Source organism: Sporosarcina sp. P33, from assembly GCF_002077155.1.
Classification (GTDB): Bacteria; Bacillota; Bacilli; order Bacillales_A; family Planococcaceae; genus Sporosarcina.
In genome coordinates, this window is the sequence record NZ_CP015027.1 from 2,336,868 (window position 1) to 2,360,342 (window position 23,475).

Sequence of the window (23,475 nt, forward strand, 5' to 3'; positions counted from 1 at the left end):
GTAATGATTTCGGTCATAGGGGTGGACGAGCCGATTCCACTGGAAGAATACGTGGTGGGTGTTGTAGCCGGAGAAATGCCGGCTGACTTCCATGAAGAGGCTTTAAAAGCCCAAGTGATCGCCGCCCGCACATACGCCGCAAGAAACACTGATAAAGGGGCCAAGCCGATTGCAAAGGATGTGTCTGCGCAAGTATACCGCACAGAAGCCGAACGCAAAGAGCGCTGGGGCAAATCATTTAAAGACAATGAAAAGAAAGTTCGTCAGGCAGCAGAATCAACGAAAGGTAAAATCATCGTTCACGGAGAAGAAATCATCTCCGCCATGTTTTTTTCTACATCTAATGGAAAAACGGAAGCCGCCCAAAATTTCAGCGGCAATCCGGTTGAATACCTTCAAAGTGTTGAGAGTCCCGGCGAGGAAGACGTCGCACCCACTGTAGAAAGAAAGCAGCAACTGACACTTACGGAATGGAACCGTAAACTCGGACTGAACTGGGATGCCAATGAATTCCGCGAACTGAAGCTAGTGCGCAATCAGACAGGCCGGGTTCAGAAAATCATCTCAGGTAAATATGAAACGAGCGGACGCCAGATTCGCGAAAAGCTTCAATTAGCCTCCACTGATTTCAATATCGCCTATGACGTCAACAATCAAATCGTCCATATTACGACCGTTGGCTATGGCCATGGCGTAGGGATGAGCCAGTACGGCGCAGAGGCGTTTGCGCAAAAAGGATGGACGGCGGATCAGATTCTGGCCCACTATTATACAGGCACAAAAATCCAAAAAATAAATTTACCTGAAGACCGATGTTTAAAATCCCCGTAACTTGCAAAGAATGCAAGTGAGGTGATGAATATGCGAGAAGAAAAACCAAAGGCCCCTTCTCAGGAGAAAAAGAAAATGAAGAACGGCTGGTTCTGGCCTGCCATTTATACGAGCGTTGCGCTCTTATTCATCGGCATGGTATGGGGATACACCGCATTGACGACGGAAGATGCAGCACCGTCTGAAGTAGCAAAAGTAGATCAGCCAAAGAAAGATGTTACAGTAGAAACAAATGCAACAAAAGAAACACTCAAGTATCCATTTCATGAAGATCAACTAGATCAAGTCGCCATTTTACAGGAATTTTATGATCCTGATGCTGAAGAAGCAGTACGTGAAAAAGCGCTGCTCGTATTCAAACAGACATATGTTACAAGCAAAGGCCTGTCCCTCTCGATGGACGGCGAGCCGTTTGAAGCTGTAGCCGCAATGAGCGGTACCGTGGAAGAAGTCATCGTGGATTCATTCAAAGGAACAGAAGTCAGAATTAAACACGCTGACGGCAAGACAACAGTCTACGGTTCATTGACAGGTGTGCTTGTAAAAGAAGGCGACACCGTCCAGCAGGGTCAAGTGCTTGCTACGACTACACAGAATGAATGGAATCCTGAAGCCGGTGTTCACTTGCAATTTGAAATCCAGCAAGACGGCGTATCAGTCAATCCGCATGATTTCCTGGCATTTTAATACGACAGCAACCAAGCCATTCCAGCCCCCCCGGAATGGCTTTTTTGTGTGACGAATTATCGTCGTGAACAGCCGCAGAAACGGCAGATCAGCCGAACTTTCGGCTAAATAAAGAAATTTTCACAACAAAAAACGTAATAGTATGCGATTCTTGCACTTGGCACGGAAATTGCAATAGATAATAGTAAGCGTTTTCATTGGTGGCTGAAAAGAAAGGAGACGAGAACGTAAGCGCTGCGAAAATCTAACTATGAAAGTCTGGAGTGTGAAGCGATATGGTGCAAACATCAGAAAGTACTGTTTATGCGTTTCCTAATACTGAACATGCCAAGGTTCATTTTAAGAAGAGATATGATCATTTCATCGGCGGGAAATGGACAGCACCTGTAAAAGGGCAGTATTTTGATAACACAACGCCTGTGACGGGGAAAGTGTTCACTCAAGTGGCAAGAGGTACAGAAGAAGACATTGAGCTGGCTCTGGATGCAGCCCACGCAGCAAAGGACGCATGGGGAAAGACATCGGTTACTGAGCGTGCAAATATTTTGCTGAAGATTGCAGATCGTATCGAAGAGAATTTGGAAATGCTCGCTGTAGCCGAAACATGGGACAACGGAAAAGCTATACGTGAAACATTGAATGCAGACATTCCGCTGGCAGCAGATCACTTCCGTTATTTCGCATCGGCAATTCGTGCACAGGAAGGCGGAGTCAGCCAGATTGACAACGGCACGGTGGCGTATCATTTCCATGAGCCGCTGGGGGTTGTGGGACAGATCATTCCTTGGAACTTCCCGATTCTGATGGCTGTGTGGAAGCTTGCTCCGGCATTGGCTGCAGGAAATTGTATCGTATTAAAACCAGCCGAGCAAACGCCCGCATCGATCTTGGTGCTGGTTGAATTAATTGAAGACTTGCTGCCGGCAGGAGTGTTGAACGTAGTCAGCGGATTTGGAGTAGAGGCAGGAAAGCCGCTGGCATCCAATCCGCGCATCAGCAAAATTGCATTTACAGGAGAAACAACAACAGGCCGTCTGATCATGCAGTACGCCTCTGAAAATCTGATACCAGTTACATTGGAGCTTGGCGGGAAATCCCCGAATATTTTCTTTGAAGATGTGATGGCGAAAGATGATGCGTTCCTCGATAAAGCAGTTGAAGGTTTTGTCATGTTTGCTTTGAACCAAGGGGAGGTGTGTACATGTCCTTCGCGTGCGCTGATTCAGGAATCTATTTACGACCAGTTCATGGAACGTGCCCTGAAGCGTGTTCAAGCGATCAAGACTGGAAATCCCCTGGATCCAACGGTCATGATGGGTGCGCAAGCGTCTGCTGAACAACTGGAAAAGATTCTGTCTTATCTGGATATCGGAAAACAAGAAGGTGCAGAATGTCTGGCAGGCGGAGAGCAGAACAAACTCGAAGGCGATTTAACGGAAGGGTATTATGTGAAGCCGACGGTTTTTAAAGGACATAATAAAATGCGTATCTTCCAGGAAGAGATTTTTGGGCCTGTATTGTCTGTCACCACGTTTAAAGATAAAGAAGAGGCATTGGAAATTGCGAACGATACATTGTACGGTTTGGGCGCGGGTGTGTGGACGCGCGATGTGAATACCGCGTACCGCTTCGGGCGAGGTATCCAGGCGGGCCGCGTGTGGACGAATTGCTATCATGCATACCCTGCGCACGCTGCGTTTGGCGGCTACAAAGCATCTGGCATCGGGCGTGAGAACCACTTGCAGATGCTTGCACACTACCAGCAGACGAAAAATATGCTGGTGAGCTACGATGAAAACAAACAAGGATTCTTTTAAAAAACTAGACGAGGGGGAATTTACATGAGTAAACAAACACAATTTAACATGCCGGCTATCAACCTATTTGGAAGAGGAACGATCAATGAAGTAGGCGTCAGATTAAAAGACTTAGGGATCAGCAAAGCATTAATTGTGACAGATGCAGGTTTGCATGCACTGGGCATGTCCGAACAAGTGGCAGAAATTATCCGCAAAGAAGGCATTGATGCAGCCATTTTTGCTGAAGCTGAACCAAACCCGACGGATCGAAATGTAGAAGAGGGACTGGCTGTATTTGAATCTGAAAAATGTGATGCTCTTGTTTCATTAGGCGGAGGAAGCTCACATGATGCAGCAAAAGGCATCGGCCTGGTAGCGGCGAATGGCGGCAGGATTCATGACTATGAAGGTGTCGACAAATCAGAGAATGCGAGCACACCGCTTATTGCGATCAATACGACATCTGGAACGGCAAGTGAGATGACGAAATTCACGATTATTACAGACAGTGAGAAAAAAGTGAAGATGGCAATCGTTGATAAGCATATTACACCGCTGATCTCTATCAACGACCCTGATTTAACGGTCAAGAAACCAGTTGCTTTAACTGCAGCAACAGGCGTAGATGCGTTGACACATGCAATTGAGGCATTTGTCTCCACGAATGCAAATCCGCTGACAGATGCTTGTGCGATTCAAGCGATGAAAATCATTCCGAAGTATTTGCCGCGCGCAGTCGCGAATGGAGAGGACATTGAAGCCCGCGAGCAGATGGTCTACGCTCAATTCCTGGGCGGCATGGCATTCAACAACGCTTCGCTCGGTTATGTGCATGCCATTGCGCATCAAATGGGAGGATTTTATAATTATCCGCACGGAGAATGTAACGCGATTCTATTGCCGCACGTCTGCCGGTTCAATTTAATTTCCAGACAGGAGAGATTTGCGGAAATTGCAGGCTACCTGGGAGTTCGTACGGAAGGGATGAGCACAAGAGATGCCGCTGAAAGTGCAATTACTGCACTCGAACGCTTCACGCGCGATCTCGGCATACCAAGCGGCTTTAAAGCAATGGGGGCAAAAGAGGAAGATATTGATATTCTGGCGGAAAACGCAATGAAAGACGTAACAGCAGTCACAAATCCTCGAAAGCCGACACTCGAGCAAGTGAAGCAAATTATTCGGGATGCAATGTAAGTATAAATGGAGGCAGAGAGGGGGGAATCCCTTCTCTGCCTTCTTGGTGTGAATAGAGAATTACACTTCATTCAAGTAGTAGCGCAGTTTACGGTCTGTAATCCCGAGCTTTTGGGCAGCTTCTTTTCGGTTGCCGATTGTTTCGGCCAGAGTTTTTTCGATTAGTGCTTTGGCAAGTTTCTTTTCCATCGCTTTCATATGGCTCAGTACAGATTCCAAGTCAACATTCATTTCGCCTGTATAAACGGCATTGATATCTTTTGTGAAGTCCTTCCACTCATCTAAAAAATCCGGCGGCTGCAGCCTTTCAGGAAGAACAGACTGCTGAACAGTAAATTTTGAGGGGAGATGAGCCGGTGTAATAACTGCTCCTTTTTGCGAAACAGCACTGATGTGGCGAAGGGTATTGGCGAGCTCCCTCATGTTTCCCGGCCATTCATAGTGCTGCAGGACAGAGAAGGCTTCATCGGAGAAGACCAATTCTTCTTCATTTTGATTCAGAAAACGCGTGATCAGGTGCGGGATGTCCATCTTGCGCGCTCTCAGCGGCGGGATTATAAGTTTGACGACATCCAATCGGTATAATAGATCTTCGCGGAAAGCTCCCTCCTGCACGGCAGTCTTCAAATTCACATGGGAGGCGGCAATCACGCGTGTCTCCGTTTTTTCAGAAACTGTTCCGCCTGTTTTGGTATATTCCCCCGTTTCCAGAACGCGCAATAACTTCACTTGCGTCGATGGAGAAGCCTCCGCAATTTCATCCAAAAATAATGTCCCCGCTGAAGCAGCTTCAAAATAACCGACCCTGTCTCCCAAGGCACCTGTAAATGAGCCTTTCACATGACCGAATAATTCACTTTCCAGCAAAGTTTCAGACAAAGCACCGCAGTTTACACTAATCAGAGGCCCTGCAGAACGGTGACTCGCAGCATGGATGAACTTGGTCAGCATCTCTTTGCCCGTGCCAGTTTCGCCTTCAATCAAAATGTTAATATGTTTGTTTGCCACACGATAGGCGAGTTGATAGACTTCATGCAAATCTTCGGACTGCCCCAGGAAAATCCCCAGCTCCTCGGCCAGACGTTCATAGTCAGCCTGGCCGGATGGATCGGATGATTTTGACGGGCGCAATAAAGTGTCTGCCAGTTCCTCAATCTTTGAAATATCATCAAACGGTTTCTCAATGAAGTCTGCGGCTCCAAACCGCATGGCGTCAACGGCGAGCTTAACTGTGCTGTAGCCGGTCATAATGACACACGGACAGGCAGGCGCCTTTTCCTTCATCGCTTGCAGGATGTCTATGCCATTGCGGTCGGGCAGCCGAACATCAAGAAAAGCCAGATCAAACCCCGAAATATCCTGCAGCTTGTCAAACTCCGCTCCGCTTTTCACATGTGTTACTTCAAAGCCTTTCAGAGAAAAAAGCCGTGTCAAAAATCGGGCCAATTCCACTTCATCTTCAACAAGTAATAAATGGACCAAAAGATCACTGCCTTTCAGAAAAAATGGGAAGTGCTAAACGGAATACCTTTATATCGGATTCCAGCTGCTTGAAAGTTAATTCACCGCCATGTGCCTGTGCCAGACCAAGACTCACAGACAAGCCTAAACCCGTTCCGTTTTCACTGTCCTTCGTTGTAAAAAACGGATGAAAAATATCATCTATTATCTGCGGGTCAATAGGAGGGGCATTATCAGTCACGGTCAGTTCAATCGTCTCTTGCACTTTCTGCGTTTTAATCATAATATATCGTTCGGTTTGCTCGCGTTGTCCGTGGGCATCTTTTGCATTGATCAGCAAGTTGATTAGAATTTGACTCAGTTGCTGGATGTTCCCGAGTATCGGCGGAAGTGAAGGCAGCTCGGTATGAATAGTAATCCTCTGACTCTCAAATTGTCTTTTGGTCAGTGCGAGCGCTTGATGGACTGCGTCATTCAGACAGCATACCGTATGCGGACTGTTTTCCTGCCTGGAGAATGCCAGCAGGCTGCGAATAGTCGTTCGGCACCGCTTTCCGCATAGATCAATATCCTCCAAAAGAGGAAAATCTGCATCTTGGGGGTCCAGATTCCTCAGCAGCAGCTGCGTGTTTCCTATAATGGAAGTCAGCGGATTATTCAATTCATGTGCCACACCCGCCGCCATTTCCCCGATCGCCACTAACTGATTGGAGTGCATGAGCTGTACTTCCATCTCCCTTTTACTCGTGACATTCTTGCTGTACATGACCGCCGCTTTACATCTGCCGTTTTCATCAATCAAAGGAAAACAGGAACAATCATAAAGCTGCCGCTCATAATGAAGATCCGCGGATTGGGGCAGTCCGGTGGCAATAGTCCTTTCAAGCAGATTAGTGCCTGTCCGGTCCGCAATGTTCATGAAGGCTTCAATATTCTCGCCTGTTTGAAGCTGCCACGCATGAAGAGCTGCATCATTTTGAAGCTGGATTTCACCTTCAGCAGATATGATCAGCACGCCGTCTGACACCGCCCGGAACGTTTCCTCCCATTGCTGCTTACTGGTCAATACTTCACTGTAAAGCCGCGCATTCTCTAAACAAACCGTAATTTGGCCAGCCAGCTGATGAAAAAAGTCCATATCTTCATTCGACGGTGCAAAGTCGGAGCAGCTCGTCAAATAGAAAATGCCGATGATCGAACTGCCGCTTTTTAACGGGGTTAAGCAAGTGGTAACGGGCGGTTCACCCGAAGAATCGATAAAACCGGTCCCTGTCGAATACACTTGTGCGCATAATGCGCTTCCAGGCATCTGCAGATGTGAATCCTCAGCAGAGGGATAGGTATAATCCGGCCTGGATGACGGCGCAGACTTCAGCAGAATTCCAATTTGATCCACAGGATAAATCCCCCGTAAATCATAGAATGTCTGCTGCACCATCTGTTGAACCGACGAATGAATCGCAAAATTCTTCATTAATGTATTCATTATTTCCAATTGGCTGTTTTTCTTCGTCAGCTGAGCGACCGTCATTTTTAATTCGGAGTAATAGTTTTTCTTCGAGGACTGAACGCCGGTCAATAAATCTAACATTTCTCGTTTATCCATTTTCATCACCTACAGTGCCTGATAGAGAAGTGCAGCGACTTCATCAGCAGTAATCATCCGGGGATTCGTAATCATGCAGGCATCTTCCAATGAAATTTCACTAATGATGGGAATAGACTCTGCTTTGAACCCCATACCTGTCAGTGTAAGCGGAGCACCGATATCTACGGCCAGCCGCTCTACATGGGCAATCGCGAGATCACTTGCCTCACTGCTGGAAAGGCCATCTGTATTTTCTCCTAATAAATGTGCAATATCTTTGAACCGGCCCGGTGCTGCAGACGCATTGAATTTCATAACATGAGGCAGCATGACGGCGTTAATATCACCATGCAGGAAAGGGTAATGCCCGCCAATAGAATGGGCAATCGCGTGAACTGCACCTAAAATTGCATTGGAAAACGCAAGCCCCGCATGAAGACTGGCAATTGCCATCTGTTCCTTGGCATATTGGTTATCCGCAGAAGCAACTGACTCACGCAAATATTTGGCGCATAATTGAATTGAACTTTTTGCATGCACATCTGTCAGGGGAGTCGATGCGATACTGACATAAGATTCAATCGCATGTGTCAGAACATCAAGCCCCGTGGAAGCGGTGAGACGTGCACTTTTAGTAGAGAGAACAGCCGGGTCGACGATTGAAATATCCGGCACTAAAGACTTTGACACGATGGTCATTTTCTTCTTGCGTTCCGGGTCAAGAATAATGGCAAACTGCGAAACATCTGAACCCGAACCTGCGGTAGTCGTCACCATGACGAGTGGCGGAAGCGGTCTGTGAATATGATCAATCCCTTCATAATCCCGTATATGTCCGCCGTTCGTTGCCAGGATAGCCGCCGCCTTTGCCACATCGAGGACACTTCCGCCGCCCACTCCCAATACAGCATCACATGAATCTTGAATATATTGTCCGGCACATGCTTCTACTTCTTCACTCGTAGGATTTATGCTGACGCCCGTAAATAACGAGACTGACAAGCCGGCAGACAAGCAACTTTCCATCACACGCCCCGTCCAGCCCGCCGCTTGCACACCGTCATCAGAAACGACCAGCACCCGCTGAGCCCCAAGCCGTGCACAGCCGTCTCCCGCTTGATCGATAGACCCTTTGCCGAAAATTACTTCAGGCATAACAAATTTATACAAGATCCGACCCCCTTCTCTAATGTATCCCGTCTGTTCATTCGAGTATATCATTCTCCAGTTTGGGGAGAAAGAAGATTCAATAAATAATGAATGCTCAATGTATCTCAATAAAGACTATTGAAATCCCGTCATATCAAGATTTGTTTCCGCATAGAGTAAAGCAACAAAGAGAAAGGAAGAGGGCGTGCACGAGCAAATTAGAAAACGCTGCGTACGACTGGGCAAGCTGCTGATTGAGACAAACTTGACAGTGCGCGCGCTGGCCAATGCGACCGGCTACTCCAAAAGCACGGTCCACAAAGATTTAACCGAGCGTCTCCCGAACGTCGATCCGGGCCTGTCACGGAAAGTCGCTGAAATTCTGGCCTATCACAAATCCATCCGCCACCTGCGCGGAGGAGAAGCCACCCGCCAAAAATGGAAAAATGAAAACGAAGCACAAAAAGCAGATGCCTAACTCACTGAAAACGAAGCAGTTTATGCACTGTAACCATACAAGCAGCCTACAAACGAACAGGACTGCCCGGAAAGTCATCTTCGTCCGACTTTTCGGGTAGTCCTTAGTTGATGTAAGCGCAACGAAAAATTTGAAAGCGCTCATTGGCAGGGGAGATTCGCTCATAGCAACGCGTCATCCGCTCAAAGAGGCGTGTTATCCGCTCATAGTCACGCTTCAAGCGCTCAATAAATCCTGCAAGCGCTCATACGTCCCGTCCCACCGCTCATAGCGGCGTGCTATCCGCTCATAAGCCCCATTCAACTGCTCATAGCAGCCCGCTATCCGCTCATACCCCCCCGCGCAAGCGCTCATACCAGCATGTCAACCGCTCAAAGCCCCTCCTCCGCTCATAGTCCCACGGCAAGCGCTCAATAAATCCTGCAAGCGCTCATAGCAGCGTGCTATCCGCTCATAATCCCCGTGCCCCCGCTCATAGCAGCCCGCTATCCGCTCATACCCCATGCGCAAGCGCTCATATCAGCATGTCAACCGCTCAAAGCCCCTCATCCGCTCATAGTCACACGCGAAGCGCTCAATAAATCCTGCAAGCGCTCATAGCAGCGTGCTATCCGCTCATAAGCCCCGCGCCACCGCTCATAGCAGCCCGCTATCCGCTCATACCCCATGCGCAAGCGCTCATACCAGCAAGTCAACCGCTCAAAGCCCCTCATCCGCTCATAGCCCCTCATCCGCTCATAGTCCCACGCGAAGCGCTCAATAAACCCTGCCACCGCTCATAGCAGCGTGCTATCCGCTCATAAGCCCCGCGCCACCGCTCAAAGCAGCCCGCTATCCGCTCATACCCCATGCGCAAGCGCTCATACCAGCAAGTCAACCGCTCATACCATACCCCACCACACACCCATCCGCTCATACTCCCCACCCAAAACATGTATAATAGACAGCAACAAGTCAACGGGAGGAATGAATCATGACAGAAAAGTACATCTTAGCGCTGGATCAAGGCACGACGAGCTCACGGGCTATTTTATTCGATAAGAAAGGGGTCATCTTCCACACTGCGCAGCAGGAATTCACGCAGTACTTTCCGCACGCGGGCTGGGTGGAGCATAATGCGGATGAAATCTGGAGTTCCATTCTGTCCGTCATCGCCGCTGTCATCTCGGAAAAAAATATCGCCGCGACGCAAATCGAAGCGATCGGCATCACCAATCAGCGGGAAACGACCGTTGTCTGGGACAAGCATACCGGCGATCCCGTGTATCATGCGATTGTCTGGCAGTCCCGCCAGACGGCAGACATTTGCGAGCAATTAAAAGAAGGCGGGTACGATGATTTATTCCGCAATAAAACCGGGCTGCTGATCGACTCCTATTTCTCCGGCACAAAAGTGAAATGGATCCTTGACAATGTGGAAGGGGCGCGTGAAAAAGCGGAGAATGGTGATTTGCTGTTCGGCACGATCGACACATGGATCATCTGGAAACTGTCGGGAGGCAAAGCGCACGTCACCGATTATTCCAACGCATCCCGCACGCTGATGTACAATATCCACGAGCTGAAGTGGGATGAAGAGCTGCTTGCGATTCTCGACATCCCGGAAACGATGCTGCCGACTGTCTGCCAGTCATCCGAAATCTACACCCAGACCGACGCCAGACACTTTTTCGGACACGAAGCACCGATTGCCGGCATAGCAGGTGACCAGCAGGCGGCTTTATTCGGACAGGCTTGCTTTGAAAGCGGCATGGTGAAAAATACGTACGGCACGGGCTGCTTTATGCTGATGAATACAGGCGATAAAGCGGTGACGTCAGAAAACGGACTGCTGACGACGATTGCTTGGGGCATCAACGGCAAAGTGGAATACGCACTTGAAGGCAGTATTTTCGTTGCTGGCTCAGCGATTCAATGGCTGCGCGACGGCCTGCGGATGTTCCGTAACTCGTCTGAGAGCGAACTCTATGCGAAGCGCGTCCAATCAACGGAAGGCGTGTACGTCGTTCCGGCGTTCGTCGGGCTCGGCACGCCGTACTGGGACAGCGATGTCAAAGGAGCAGTATTCGGTCTGACGCGCGGAACAACGAAAGAGCATTTCGTGCGTGCGACGCTGGAATCGCTTGCCTACCAAACGAAAGACGTGCTCGACGCGATGGAAACGGACTCAGGGATTTCATTGAAAACATTGCGTGTGGACGGCGGAGTGGTGGCCAATAATTTCCTCATGCAATTCCAGGCGGATCTGCTGAATGTGCCGGTCGAGCGTTCCACCATCAATGAAACGACTGCGCTCGGCGCGGCCTACCTCGCAGGACTTGCGGTCGGTTTCTGGAAAGACAGCAATGAAATCGCGGAGCACTGGCGCCTGGACCGGCCGTTTGAGCCGGAGATGGAAGAATCAGTCCGCGAAGACCTCTACAAAGGCTGGCAAAAAGCCATCCGCGCAACGATCGCATTTAAATAAATGACAGGCCGTCAGTCACCCGCTGGCGGCTTTTTGTTTTGGCAGAATCATGCGAACGATGCAATATAATGTAGAAATATGGTATAATAGACAGCTAAAGAGTGGAATCAGACAGCATGCTCGGGGAAGGGGACTCGGTCACGATGTTTTCTAAAGAAATCGGTATAGATTTGGGTACTGCCAATGTATTGATTTACATGAAAGACAAGGGCTTGGTCATCAATGAACCTGCAATGATTGCGATGGATGCACGCACAGGTGAACCGGCGGCATTTGGTGAAGAGGCTTATCAGATGATCGGCCGCGCTCCGGAGAATATCGAGATGATCCGGCCGATGCGGCACGGAAACATTGCAGATTTCGGAAAGGCCCAAATGCTGCTCAGTCACTTTCTCCAGCAGGCGCTCGGCAAATTAGCGAGACCGCGTGTAACAGTTTGCTGTAAGGCGGATACGACGCGTGTCGAGCAGAGTGTCATCCGGCAAGTGCTGACACAGGCGGGCGTCAGGCAAGTGATCATTGAAAATGAATCAAAAGTGTCGGCGCTTGGTGCAGGCATCGATATCTCAAAGCCGGCCGGAAACATGATCGTCGATTTGGGGGCAGGCACAACAGATGCTTCCGTCCTGTCGATGGGTGATATCGTATCTTTTGAGACGACGGACATCGGCGGCCTTCATTTCGATCAATGCATCATCCTGCATATACGGAAAAAACATAATGTCTATATAGGCGAACGAACGGCAGAACAAGTGAAAAAAGAAATCGGCCTCGTGCAGATGAACGGAGAAAAGCCCAGTGCGATGAACGTGCACGGCAGCGATTTGGCTACCGGCCTTCCTAAAACGATCGAAGTGACTGCGGAAGAAATTCACCGGGCGCTTCGCGTGCCAATCAGCAAAATCGTGGAAACTGCAAAAGACGCACTTGAACAAATTCCGCCTGAACTGGCTGCCGATATTACGCAGCGGGGGATTATCCTGACGGGCGGCGGTGCGCTGCTGCCGGGGATGGACAATCTGCTGTCCGAACATCTCAACGTGCCCGTCTTCATAGCCGAAAATCCGCTCACTTGCATTGCAGAAGGCACAGGCCTGCTGCTGCTGGACACGATGGGCAAAACTATGTCCCGCATAAATTGACCTGCCATGCAATCGGCAAGTAGTGTATACTAAAAAGAATGATTTATCTGAAACGATGATGCAAAGGAGTGAAATGAAATGTTTCGTGGATTTTATACAGTAGGATCAGGAATGATCGCACAGCAGCGCCGTACAGAAATGCTGTCAAATAACATCGCCAACGCCAACACGCCGGGCTATAAGGCCGAGCAGTCAAGCATCCGCGCGTTCCCTGAGATGTTCATGTCCCGTTTGGATTCGATGAGGGTGCCGACGGAAAAAGGCTTGAATTTCAGAGGGCTATCTAATGTAGGCGGATTGTCGACGGGTGTCTATATGCAGGAGACGCTGCCTTTATTTGCCCAGGGACAGTTGCGCGAAACTGAGCAGACGACAGACATTGCATTGATTGACGGACCGATGGAAATCAATGAAGAAACAGGCGTTGCAGGCACCGTCTTTTTCACGCTTGAAGGCGAAAACGGCGGCCGATACTACACACGAAACGGGAATTTCGCTGTCAATGCAGAAGGATACTTGACGAATCCGTCGGGGCTGTATGTCCTGGACGACGCGGGGAACCGGATTGAACTGGCAAGTGACGATATACGCGTGACGGAAACAGGGATTATCTATGCAGGGGAGACGGAAGTGGCAACGCTCGGCATCGCCTACGCTGACGAACCGGACACTTTGTCGAAGCGGGACAACGGTGTGTTCACAACAGCAGACGGACTTCCTTTGCCGGCTGGCGGCACGTATTCCATGCAGCAGGGTTATCTTGAAGATTCCAACGTCGATGCTGCGCGCTCCATGACGGATATGCTGACAGCTTACCGTGCATTTGAAGCGAACCAGAAAGTTCTGCAGGCATACGACCGCAGCATGGAAAAAGCGGTCAATGAAGTAGGACGGGTTAATTAATGACTACATACAGAAGTTTGCGAAAAGGAAGTGACCGCATATGATTCGCACCATGACTGCAGCCACCAATACGATGAATCAGCTGCAGCAGCGTCTAGATTTGATCGGCAACAACTTATCCAATGTGGGCACACATGGCTATAAATCCGCCGACGCCACATTTCAGGAACTGCTGTATCAGCAAATGACGAACGATAAAGCGGATCGGGCAGACCGGCGCTCGGACCTCGGAATCCGCATGGGCAGCGGCTCGCATTTGGGCAGCCTGCAGATGAACTGGAAAGTGGGCTCCGTTCAAGTGACAGGCCGGCAGCTGGACTTTGCTCTGACCGAACCAAAGCAGCATTTTAATTTGATTCAGCAGACGGACGGCGGCGAAGAAATCATTTACTCGCGTAAAGGGAATTTCTATCTGTCACCTGCAGCTAACGGCAATAATATGCTGGTCAATGAAGAAGGACTGGCAGTGGCGGACAGCGCAGGACGTCCGATTGTCTTTTCGGGACAGGCCACGGACTATCAGGTGAAGCCGAACGGAATGCTGCTCGTTACAACACCGCAGGGCAGCGAAACGTTTGACCTTGGCATCACCGTTCTTGAAAAGCCGGATTCGATGGTTCAGCTGTCCGCAACAAACTTCGGTCTGCCGGAAGATCTGGCGGCACTCGGCGTCACGGCAAATGATTTATTGACAGAAATGACCGGAGCCGGCAGAGAGCAGATCGGCTTGCAAAACCAGGCACTCGAAACATCCAACGTCCAGTTTGAAAAAGAAATGGCGGACTTGATTTCGACGCAGCGTGCCTATCAATTTAATGCGCGTTCTGTAACGATGGCGGATCAAATGATGGGCTTGATTAACAGCATTCGCTAACGCGTGCAATAGGAGCACTGACTATGACAGATAAACATACAAATGAAAATGAAATAAAAGAACCATTACACACCGAAGAGCCTGTGGAATCGTTGGAACCGCTCGACCCGGCGGCACTGTCCGAACAAGATGCAGCGCCTGAAGAAATCGCACCCCGAGAATCGTCTGTGGCGGGTGAAGACGGCCCGATGGACATTGAAACACCGATTGAACCGGAAGCGCAGGAAACAGCGCCAGAAGAGCTGGGAGTGCCGGCCGGACAGGATGCAGCTTCTGAAGAAATCGTATCACCAGAATCGTCTGTAGCAAGTGAAGACGGCCCGACGGACATTGAAACGCCGATTGAACTGGAAGAGCCAAAAACAGCTCCTGACGAGCCAGGAGAGCCAATCGAAGCCGGTGCAGTGTCTGAATCCGATATGACAAACATGGAAACAAACGAACAGGAAGAGCCGGCAGAAGAACCTCTTCCGGCCGAAAAACAGCCCGCCGAAAAACTTCCTGAACCGGAAGAAACAGACGCAACATTCTGGGCTCGCATCAAAAATAAATGGCCGCGCAGAGAACGCGCTGAAAAGCCTGTAAAACCGGTCAGTGAATTGCGCTGGGTACAAGTCCGCCTCATTCCCATCTGGCTGCGGGTAGTGATTTTACTCGTGCTGATGCTCCTCGCCGCAATGGCTGGCGCAATGATCGGATTCAGTGTCATCGGCGACGGTTCAGCAGGCGATGTCTTTAAAAAAGAGACATGGCAGCATATTTTTGATATTATGAATGGCAAATAAACACAGAAACATCTGAAACTATCAGATCCTCTGGAATAAAGGAGACTCATTTCATGCTGAACGCGCAACAAATCCAAGAAATCATCCCGCACCGCTATCCGTTCCTGCTCGTCGACCGCATCGAAGAATTGGAAGAAGGCAAGCGTGCAGTCGGACTGAAAAACGTAACGATCAATGAAGAATTTTTTAACGGCCATTTCCCTGGCTATCCTGTAATGCCGGGCGTTCTCATCGTCGAAGCACTGGCGCAGGTGGGCGCAGTCGCTTTACTCAAGCTGGACTCAAACAAAGGACGCCTGGCATTTTTTGCAGGCATCGATAATTGCCGCTTCAAACGTCAGGTCACACCGGGAGACACGCTCCGCCTGGAAGTTGAAATCGTCCGTTTACGCGGTTCGATCGGTAAAGGGAAAGCAATCGCAACAGTTGACGGGGAAGTCGCATGTGAAACAGAAATCACATTCGCGCTGGGACCGGTCCAGGAACAGTAACTGCATTTTGCATAATCGGAATCAATTGATATAATAAGCATTGGAATGCCCATTGCGGCATTGACAGTGGGAGGTTACATTAGAGCATGTTAAAAAAGCTTTCTCCAAATATAAAGAGCAGCATCACCCGCTCCATTTCGCAATCGTTTGAACAATATATGGGTGAAATCGGCTGGTCAGCAGACAAATATAATATTGAACAATTTTATGCAAACTGGCGGGAATACATAACGACCAAAGCACTTTGGTACGACAAAATTCCTGATGCGATCAAAGCAGATCCGGAATTCCATAAAGAATTGGCAGAGCGTGTAGAAGAAGTTCTGATCCGCATCTTAAATGATCCGCCGACTGAAGAGCAGATCGCACAAATTGAAATTCTTCAAGAAAAACTTAACACTCATTATGATTATGGCTGCAAAGCGGAAGCTGTATACGTTCAAAACGTGTTGGAAGCAACTGCGGAGCACATGAATAACTAATGCGAATAGTTCTCTCCTTTTGACACAAGCTAACTAAGATCATACCGATACGTATGGTTGACAGCTTGTAAAAAGAGGAGGGAATTTTTTTATGATCAGAAAAGCACTGCCTGTAGTCTTTGCTTCCGCACTCGTCCTGACCGCTTGTAATACGAACAACGGCGCGCTTCCAGACAACAATGAAACGCCAATGCAAGATATGGAACGCGACAACACGCCAAACGGCAACAAGCGCCTTGGACCCAATCTGGACGGTCTCGAGGATGACAACCGCGGCGGCATCATGAACGATCTCGACGATAACAACGACAACGGGATCATGAACCGCGACCGCGACAGGGTCTTGGAGGAAAACGATCGCGAAGGCATCAACAAACAACGCGACGGTCTCCTCGATGACAACAACGAAAACCGCGGCGCACGCGATGATAACACCATCGAAGGCGGGATGAACGGCAACGACGCCGCTCCTGACGGCGTCATCCGCGGCGAAGATCGTAAAGTTCGATGATTCCCGCAACTGTCAAAACGGCCCATGCATAGTGAATGCATGGGCTGTTTTTTTGTGTGTTGGCTGAATTAATGAATGGCCTGGCGAGTCTGCCGCTTAATGCGGGGGCGTGAGCGCTCATAGTGCCTTGCCAAGCGCTCTATGTTCCGTGTTCAGCGCTCATAGTGCCGTGCCGAGCGCTCTATGTTCTGTGTTCAGCGCTCATAGTGCCAGTCCAAGCGCTCAATGCCCCATGCTCGCTGCTAGTGCCATGCTCTCCGCTCATAGCGCCTTGCCAAGCGCTCTATGTGCCATGCTCACCGCTCATAGTGCCTTGCCAAGCGCTCTATGTTCCGTGTTCACCGCTCATAGTGCCTGGCCAAGCGCTCAATGTCCCACGCCAAGCGCTCAATGCCCCCCGCCAACCGCTCATAGTGCCTTGCAAACCGCTCAATGTGCCACGCTCGCCGCTCGTAGTGTCTTGCAAACCGCTCAATGCCCCACGCTCACCGCTCATACCCCCACGCTCACCGCTCATAACCCCCACACCAAACGCCCTCAAAACCCCTCCACCCCCAACAAAAAAAGCCACCCAACAGGGCAGCTCACAACTTCGTCTTATCATCCGAAATCTCATCGCGCTTCAGCTTCGGCCGATCCCACATTCCGGTCTCAAACCGCTCCAGCAGCGCATCGCCTTCTAAGCCTTCATCCAGCAGCTCCTCCAGCAAATGCTCGGCATACTTTGAACGCGCGCGCTTCAAACGGCCCTTCATCAGCACTGAAATACGCTCACCGATCTCGCGCCAGTCCTCTACAGCGACAATGAAAGAAGCCGGCTCATTGCCCGGGTACGAAATGACGACGCGCACCTCCAGCAAGGCTTCCTCGACTTTCCACTTCTCCATAATTTCCTTATATCTTGCGTCGATGAACAGCTCGAGCACCCATAAACGGTGGCTGTTCTCCTGATTGATAATAATGCCGTCATACAATGGAAAAGCGAGCACTCCATCGTCCTGCAGCACTTCCACCGAAAGCATTTTAAACGTCTTCAATCCCATCACCTCGGTACAATTTTCCTCAGTATAGCATAAAAAACCCACAATACCCGAAAATTCAAAAACACCGGATCACGCAGCACCGCCAAAACGCATCGCACCGCGAAATCCCAAAAACCCTGTCGAATGAAAAATGAAAAACCCTGCCGAAAACCGCATCAAAATTCAATTTTGCCGTTTTGCCAGAATGACCGCGCATGAATTATTATAAAGTCAGCACAAAGAAGGGAGGGACAAACACCGTGAATCAAGTGGCTCTAGTAGGACGCATCACCAAAGACCTCGCACTTAAAGAACATTCATCAGGACGTGTCAACGCCTCATTCGTCCTCGCAGTTAACCGCAGCTTCAAGAACGCCAACGGAGAACTCGCAACCGATTTCGTACTGTGCTCCGTCTGGGGAAGATCGGCCGAAAACCTGGTCCGCCACTGCGGCAAAGGATCACTCGTAGGTGTCAGCGGCAGCATTCAGACACGGAACTACGAGCGGGAAGACCGGACAAAAGTGTACATTACAGAAGTCATGTGCAGCGACATCCGTTTTCTGTCCAAATCATCCAAATACCAGGACACAGAAATGAAAACGCATACACCTGCTGAGCCCGCGCGTTTTGAAGAAGCGAAAACAGCGGCAGACGCACTGCCCATTTTCTGACTGAAACAATTCAAATGAAAGGAGAGGGGAGAGCGGGCACATACGCCGTCACACATCCGCTGCTGATCAATTCCTGAAGGGCCGTTGGATGCACACAATTGAAGAGAAATGAAAAAAGAGAATACTATATGACACTACAAGCATATTCGCCAACTGTTAGACCATACCAGCAGATGCATGAACGGGTGGGGACCCGATCCGCTGCGCTGCCGGGAGTACATTCAGCATAGGAACTGAATCAATTTACGCCAATTCATCCGCCGCCCGCATGCGGAGACCACTTCCCATTACGGGCTGGCGGAATACATACCCGCTCACAGAAAGGAAGACGCCGAATGATCCATCAGAAAACCGCAGGGCCCCATCAGCAAGACATCCAGCGCCTCGAAAACCAAGTCGGCCAGCTTACCCGCATCATCGCCAACCTGAACGAGCGCCTGAATTACCTGGAAACAATCAAAACGAACCCTTTTCTTCTGCCAAGCGACAGAAAGTGAACGCAAAAAAGACCTGCATCAGCGTTCGATACAGGTCCTTGCGACAGGATTGCGCACAGCTGCCCTATCCGTCAATTAAATGTCAGCAACTCCTCGAGCTCTCGATCATTGAGCTCTGTCAACCACTGACTCGAATGAATCAAATCAGCTGACAATGCAGCCTTTTCGACAAGCATCTCGTCAATCTTCTCCTCGATCGTCCCGACAGTCACAAATTTATGCACATGCACAAATTTGGTCTGCCCGATACGGTACGCACGGTCGGTCGCCTGGTTCTCTACAGCCGGATTCCACCAGCGGTCCGCGTGCAGCACGTGATTCGCCTGCGTCAAATTCAAGCCGGTTCCCCCAGCTTTCAGCGACAGGATGAATATCGGGAATTCCCCGTTTTGGAACGCCTCGACCAATGCGTCACGCTGCCCCTTCGGCATACTGCCCGTCAGGAATGGCACGTCGATTCCGTGCAATTCCGATAAACACTGGCGAAGCATCTGCCCCATGCCGATATACTGCGTGAAGATCAGACATTGTTCACCGTTCGCCGCAATCTCCGCCGCCATCGAAACGATCCGTGCCATTTTATTGGAACGCTTCGTCAGCTCGGCAGCAGGAGCGGGCGGTTCTTTCAGGAATAATGCCGGATGATTGCACAGCTGCTTCAGCCGGCTCAGCATTTTCAAAATCAAGCCTTTGCGCTCAAATCCTGTGAGCGTCTCGAGCTTAAACTTCGTCTCCGCGACAAAACTTTCGTACAATGCCGCCTGCTCCGTAGTAAGCGGCACATATTCATTTTGCTCCAGCTTCTCCGGCAAGTTCAGGCGCAGTTCCGGATCATTCTTCGTCCGGCGCATCATGAACGGCTGGATCCGAGCCCGCAGTTTCTTCTTCTCGCTCTCCAGATCATCGCGCTCAATCGGCACGATGAACTCTTCGTTGAACTTGCGGAAACTGCCGAGATATCCTTTATGAATGAAATCAAAAATTGCCCACAGCTCCGACAGACGGTTCTCGATCGGCGTGCCCGTCAGCGCAATGTGATGCACACCGCGCAGTTTACGGATCGCCCGCGACTGCTTCGTCTGCAAGTTTTTGATATTTTGCGCTTCATCGATCGTTACATTGGCAAACTCATACAGTGACAGAATCTCACTGTCCTGCGTGGCGGTGCCGTACGTCGTCAGAATAATATCTGCCTGACGCTGACTCATTATGTCTGCGAACTGCTCCTCGCGCGCACGGTTTGTCCCGTAATGCACATGCACACGAAGCGACGGCGCAAACCGCTGAAGCTCTTTCTGCCAGTTGCCCATGACACTCGTCGGACAAATGATGAGCGAAGGGGAGTCGGTTTCCGGAAGATCGTGCACATACAGCAAATACGTGATGAGCTGCACCGTTTTTCCAAGTCCCATATCGTCTGCAAGCACCGCGCCAAAACGGTTATCCCGCATGAAATGAAGCCACTCGAAACCTTCCTGCTGATACGGGCGCAATTCTGCATGCAAATTCGCAGGAACCGGCACTTCCGGCAGGCCTTTTTTATCGTGCAGCATATTCATCACTTTACGCAGTGACTGCTGCATCGAAAACGCCACCAACGGATCGTCTTCTTCCTCTTCATCGTAGACCGGCACAATTTCCTCCGGCACTTCATTGAACAGCAGATCTTTCACCGTCCACTCGCCGTCGTCGACCTGTTCCATCAGTTCGCGGATGCGCTTGAGCCATGTCGGATCGAGATGGAACCACTCGTCTCCCGCACGGATATACTCGCGGTTTTCGTCGACCATTTTCTGGAACTGTTCCCGGTCAATCTGCTCGCCGGCAAGTGAAAACTGCCAGTCAAATGACAATACCTGATCAAGGCTAGCTGACGAACGGTATGACTGCATCCCCGCAGACGTCCGGATCTTCAGCTTCGTCTCCGTCACCGATTTCAGCCACGCCGGCAAAATGACAGGATAATCAAAGGCCTGACAAAGCGGCAAGTCTTCCTGTATAAACACACGGACTTGCGCGTCATTCAGCGGCACATGCATAAACTTCCCGGTCTCCGGCCATTCGACAGAACGGAAAATCCCGACCATTTCAGCCTGACGCTCTTCAATGTCTTTCGCAAATGGCTTTCGCTTTGCCGGCAGCGCACTCTCAATCGAAGCCGACACTTTCCTGACAGCTGGCGACCACTGTACACCGCGCTCGCTGATGAGCACCGTTTCGAGCAGCCAGTCTGTCTCGTCGACATCGGGCTCCGTTAAGCGCAATGCCACACGGAACGGCAGCTTGACTGTCTCGGCATGCGGCCAGCCGTATTGCTGGAAGTGGGGGAGCAGCGCAGGAAAGTCTGCCATCGACACGCCGAGCGTTGCAAGCTGTCCGCGCATAGCAAGCGAAATATAGCGTCCTGCCTGCTCGGACAAGCCCGTTTTCTCTAAATTGAACGTCATTCCTGTTTCCGTTGCCTCCACGTAAGAAAACAGTGCAGGATCTTTCCACAGCACAGCTGCTTCCTGGATGCTGTCGAGCACCTGCTGATCACTTGCAGAAGCACCGGAGTAGTGAACGTACGGATGACTGCCCGAAGAGAACAGGCGCAGCAGCATATCAATCGACACATCGAGCCAGTTGTCCCGCTGACTGACCATCATGCCGTACATCGTCTGCTCATCCGAATAAAATAAATACGACACAAGCATATCCGCGTCAATCGTCCGCGTTTCGCCCCCGACATTTGCGGACACCAAAAATGCCCCGTCCTGTCCTTCTTTTAACGTTAATTCTAATGAAAGTTGCAAGATGTTCGACTCAGTCATAACAGCAGATTTCCTTTCTCCATCTCTTCCATCAGCGCACGCAGACGCGGAAACTGCTGGCGGACTGTATGGACATAGCGGTTCCAAAATTCATTGCGGCCGTCACGTTTAGCGGCGGTCTTCATCTGTTTCCACAGGCGCACGGCGCGGCGATAGCTGTCACGGTTTTTCTCTTTCACCAATTTCAGCGCTTCTGCATGCATGAGAGGAAAGACTGCCTGCGAATCTTCCGCGAGCGCCGTCTTCAGCAGCGAACCGTCAATCAAGTCGATCGATCCGCGCGTCAAATGCATGAGCGCAGCCCACTCTTCATAGCGGTTGCGCTCAAACAGAAACTTGCCGTATGCCCGGCCAGCCTCCGCTCCGTACGATTGAAACAGCAGATCACGCTGCTCTTCCGGCACGTCAGACAGCGCGAGCAGCTCATCGATATCTTCAGCAAATGCCGCACGATTGCGCGACGCCAGCTGCTGATAATAATCAGCCAGATGTGGCAGCAGCTTCAGCATGATCGTCTGCACAATATCAAAATCTTCATCTTCTTTAGCGTACAGCGCAAACGCCAGCCACTGCGGCACCGCGGTGGCATCGAGCGTATCCAATTCTCGGTCCAGTTCATCAAAGCGGCCTGACGTCAAATAAAGGAATGCACGCAGCAGCGGTGCATCTTCCGACGTTTCGTTCTCGAGGCGTTCAATCTCCTCTGTCAGCTCCGCTTCATCCGAATAAAGTTCAGTATAGACGAGTCGGAATGCTTCAAACCGTTTCGAGAACAATCCTTCTTCCTCCACTGCAAATGCATGGATGAGATCCTTCAGCTTCGCGTGGAATGCGTCTGTCTCAAACAGCCGCGACTTCGAGCTCAGCTGTTTAATGCCCGCCTTCATTTCGGACATTTGTTCATTAAGCCAGATCGTCAGCTGCCATTTGCCGTAATGATAGGAATCATTGAGCGCAAGTTCGCCAGACAGGAAAGGCCATGCCGCCCGTAAAAGCGTCAGCTGATAATACAGCGAAAAGAGCGGCTTCCATTCCCATTCAAAAGGAGAAAGCCGCGTCTTCTGGTGTTCAATTTTCGAGATATAATGCAAGAAGCCGGTCGGTCCGTCTTTCGGGCTTAATTCGGCAAGCGGCTTAACTAATGTGCCAAGCGCAGAAAGCCAGGCTTCCGGCGTACGCTCTGTTATCGACAGCTGCGTCTGCACCGTGCCTGACTGCCGCCACGTATTCAGCCAATCCGACAGCGAATGAAATTGCGAATACAAATGAAAAACGACCGCGATCTGATGCGCACACCAGTCACCGCCTGCGCAAGTGCAGTACGGCTCCATCGTCATGAAAGAAAGACGTGCGAACTCCGACTCTGTACCTGAAATATTTGCCATCAAAGACTGCTCGATTTCTGTATAGCGGTACGCGCCGATTGCGTTCATCCGGACGAGAGACGCCGCCTTGCGTACGATTTCCGCCTGTTCGGGAATAGACGGCTGAAATGTATGTTTAATATGATTCATGAATTCTTCAATTTCTGATTCGTGCATATTTGCGATTCGTTCAATTGTGATGGCCACCGAATCCACTCCTTACTTAAAGCATTCCTCCTATTATACCGTTTTTACCGGCT

At 50.2% G+C, this 23,475-nt stretch carries 25 protein-coding genes; 15 read left to right on the forward strand and 10 right to left on the reverse strand.

The features are described 5' to 3' along the window. Positions 1-3: 3 nt before the first annotated feature. The 4 genes from spoIID (at position 4) to SporoP33_RS11670 (ending at position 4,514) form a co-directional block, all read left to right on the forward strand. Complete coding sequence (spoIID, locus tag SporoP33_RS11655) at positions 4-831, forward strand: stage II sporulation protein D (RefSeq protein WP_231293242.1); 828 nt, start codon at positions 4-6, stop codon at positions 829-831. A gap of 30 nt (positions 832-861) precedes the next feature. Beyond that, complete coding sequence (locus SporoP33_RS11660; protein WP_369821929.1) at positions 862-1,518, forward strand: M23 family metallopeptidase; 657 nt, start codon at positions 862-864, stop codon at positions 1,516-1,518. Positions 1,519-1,793: 275 nt separating this feature from the next. After that, positions 1,794-3,335: an aldehyde dehydrogenase gene (adh, locus tag SporoP33_RS11665; RefSeq protein WP_081243867.1), complete on the forward strand. Its 1,542-nt coding sequence runs from the start codon at positions 1,794-1,796 to the stop codon at positions 3,333-3,335. A gap of 24 nt (positions 3,336-3,359) precedes the next feature. After that, complete coding sequence (locus SporoP33_RS11670) at positions 3,360-4,514, forward strand: iron-containing alcohol dehydrogenase (RefSeq protein ID WP_081243868.1); 1,155 nt, start codon at positions 3,360-3,362, stop codon at positions 4,512-4,514. 60 nt (positions 4,515-4,574) lie between these two features. On the opposite strand, the gene SporoP33_RS11675 is transcribed toward SporoP33_RS11670, so the two are convergent. The 3 genes from SporoP33_RS11675 to SporoP33_RS11685 are packed head-to-tail and all read right to left on the reverse strand — an operon-like array spanning position 4,575 to position 8,784. Then, the gene (locus SporoP33_RS11675) at positions 4,575-5,996 is read right to left on the reverse strand and encodes a sigma-54-dependent transcriptional regulator (RefSeq protein ID WP_081243869.1); all 1,422 of its coding nucleotides are present in this window, start codon (positions 5,994-5,996) and stop codon (positions 4,575-4,577) included. Between the two features lie 4 nt (positions 5,997-6,000). Next, entirely contained in the window at positions 6,001-7,581 is a 1,581-nt protein-coding gene (locus tag SporoP33_RS11680; RefSeq protein ID WP_196796776.1) for a GAF domain-containing sensor histidine kinase, read from the reverse strand. A 9-nt stretch (positions 7,582-7,590) separates the two neighbouring features. Then, a complete protein-coding gene (locus SporoP33_RS11685) occupies positions 7,591-8,784 on the reverse strand; it encodes an iron-containing alcohol dehydrogenase (RefSeq protein ID WP_304442086.1) in 1,194 nt (397 codons plus the stop codon). A gap of 133 nt (positions 8,785-8,917) precedes the next feature. On the opposite strand from SporoP33_RS11685, the gene SporoP33_RS11690 reads away from it, so the two are divergent. Then, a complete protein-coding gene (locus SporoP33_RS11690; RefSeq protein WP_081243871.1) occupies positions 8,918-9,190 on the forward strand; it encodes a sporulation transcriptional regulator SpoIIID in 273 nt (90 codons plus the stop codon). A gap of 216 nt (positions 9,191-9,406) precedes the next feature. On the opposite strand, the gene SporoP33_RS16050 is transcribed toward SporoP33_RS11690, so the two are convergent. The 3 genes from SporoP33_RS16050 to SporoP33_RS16060 all read right to left on the reverse strand — a co-directional run bounded on the left by SporoP33_RS16050 (position 9,407) and on the right by SporoP33_RS16060 (position 10,106). After that, positions 9,407-9,544, reverse strand: coding sequence for a hypothetical protein (locus SporoP33_RS16050; protein WP_155961347.1), 138 nt, complete (start codon positions 9,542-9,544; stop codon positions 9,407-9,409). Between the two features lie 191 nt (positions 9,545-9,735). Then, entirely contained in the window at positions 9,736-9,903 is a 168-nt protein-coding gene (locus tag SporoP33_RS16055; protein ID WP_155961348.1) for a hypothetical protein, read from the reverse strand. 14 nt (positions 9,904-9,917) lie between these two features. Next, entirely contained in the window at positions 9,918-10,106 is a 189-nt protein-coding gene (locus SporoP33_RS16060; RefSeq protein WP_155961349.1) for a hypothetical protein, read from the reverse strand. Positions 10,107-10,163: 57 nt separating this feature from the next. Here SporoP33_RS16060 and glpK point away from each other — a divergent pair, with 57 nt between their 5' ends. The 8 genes from glpK (at position 10,164) to SporoP33_RS11730 (ending at position 16,845) form a co-directional block, all read left to right on the forward strand. Next, on the forward strand, positions 10,164-11,657 hold the full coding sequence (gene glpK, locus SporoP33_RS11695) for a glycerol kinase GlpK (protein WP_081243872.1): 1,494 nt from the start codon (positions 10,164-10,166) through the stop codon (positions 11,655-11,657). Positions 11,658-11,800: 143 nt separating this feature from the next. Beyond that, a complete protein-coding gene (locus tag SporoP33_RS11700) occupies positions 11,801-12,799 on the forward strand; it encodes a rod shape-determining protein (RefSeq protein ID WP_081243873.1) in 999 nt (332 codons plus the stop codon). A 78-nt stretch (positions 12,800-12,877) separates the two neighbouring features. Beyond that, the gene (locus SporoP33_RS11705) at positions 12,878-13,702 is read left to right on the forward strand and encodes a flagellar hook-basal body protein (RefSeq protein ID WP_081243874.1); all 825 of its coding nucleotides are present in this window, start codon (positions 12,878-12,880) and stop codon (positions 13,700-13,702) included. 40 nt (positions 13,703-13,742) lie between these two features. Beyond that, entirely contained in the window at positions 13,743-14,576 is an 834-nt protein-coding gene (locus SporoP33_RS11710; protein WP_081243875.1) for a flagellar hook-basal body protein, read from the forward strand. 23 nt (positions 14,577-14,599) lie between these two features. Further along, positions 14,600-15,361: a DNA-directed RNA polymerase subunit beta gene (locus SporoP33_RS16580; protein ID WP_369821930.1), complete on the forward strand. Its 762-nt coding sequence runs from the start codon at positions 14,600-14,602 to the stop codon at positions 15,359-15,361. A gap of 53 nt (positions 15,362-15,414) precedes the next feature. Continuing rightward, positions 15,415-15,852: a 3-hydroxyacyl-ACP dehydratase FabZ gene (fabZ, locus tag SporoP33_RS11720; RefSeq protein ID WP_081243876.1), complete on the forward strand. Its 438-nt coding sequence runs from the start codon at positions 15,415-15,417 to the stop codon at positions 15,850-15,852. A gap of 86 nt (positions 15,853-15,938) precedes the next feature. Further along, the gene (locus SporoP33_RS11725) at positions 15,939-16,334 is read left to right on the forward strand and encodes a hypothetical protein (protein ID WP_081243877.1); all 396 of its coding nucleotides are present in this window, start codon (positions 15,939-15,941) and stop codon (positions 16,332-16,334) included. 91 nt (positions 16,335-16,425) lie between these two features. Beyond that, complete coding sequence (locus SporoP33_RS11730; RefSeq protein ID WP_081243878.1) at positions 16,426-16,845, forward strand: hypothetical protein; 420 nt, start codon at positions 16,426-16,428, stop codon at positions 16,843-16,845. Positions 16,846-17,170: 325 nt separating this feature from the next. Here SporoP33_RS11730 and SporoP33_RS16065 read toward each other — a convergent pair whose 3' ends face one another. Together SporoP33_RS16065 and SporoP33_RS11740 are read right to left on the reverse strand one after the other, a co-directional pair. After that, positions 17,171-17,386 (reverse strand): hypothetical protein, encoded by a 216-nt coding sequence (locus SporoP33_RS16065; RefSeq protein ID WP_155961350.1) that lies wholly within the window; start codon positions 17,384-17,386, stop codon positions 17,171-17,173. A 43-nt stretch (positions 17,387-17,429) separates the two neighbouring features. Further along, on the reverse strand, positions 17,430-17,882 hold the full coding sequence (locus SporoP33_RS11740) for a YwpF family protein (RefSeq protein ID WP_081244850.1): 453 nt from the start codon (positions 17,880-17,882) through the stop codon (positions 17,430-17,432). 245 nt (positions 17,883-18,127) lie between these two features. On the opposite strand from SporoP33_RS11740, the gene SporoP33_RS11745 reads away from it, so the two are divergent. Both SporoP33_RS11745 and SporoP33_RS16070 read left to right on the forward strand, forming a co-directional pair. Further along, positions 18,128-18,541, forward strand: coding sequence for a single-stranded DNA-binding protein (locus SporoP33_RS11745; protein WP_081243879.1), 414 nt, complete (start codon positions 18,128-18,130; stop codon positions 18,539-18,541). Between the two features lie 335 nt (positions 18,542-18,876). Then, positions 18,877-19,038 (forward strand): hypothetical protein, encoded by a 162-nt coding sequence (locus tag SporoP33_RS16070; protein ID WP_155961351.1) that lies wholly within the window; start codon positions 18,877-18,879, stop codon positions 19,036-19,038. 71 nt (positions 19,039-19,109) lie between these two features. On the opposite strand, the gene SporoP33_RS11750 is transcribed toward SporoP33_RS16070, so the two are convergent. Together SporoP33_RS11750 and SporoP33_RS11755 are read right to left on the reverse strand one after the other, a co-directional pair. Continuing rightward, positions 19,110-21,851, reverse strand: coding sequence for a DEAD/DEAH box helicase (locus SporoP33_RS11750; protein ID WP_081243880.1), 2,742 nt, complete (start codon positions 21,849-21,851; stop codon positions 19,110-19,112). Continuing rightward, positions 21,848-23,422 (reverse strand): hypothetical protein, encoded by a 1,575-nt coding sequence (locus SporoP33_RS11755; RefSeq protein WP_081243881.1) that lies wholly within the window; start codon positions 23,420-23,422, stop codon positions 21,848-21,850. The genes SporoP33_RS11750 and SporoP33_RS11755 overlap by 4 nt, the downstream gene beginning before the upstream one ends. Between the last annotated feature and the right edge of the window lie 53 nt (positions 23,423-23,475).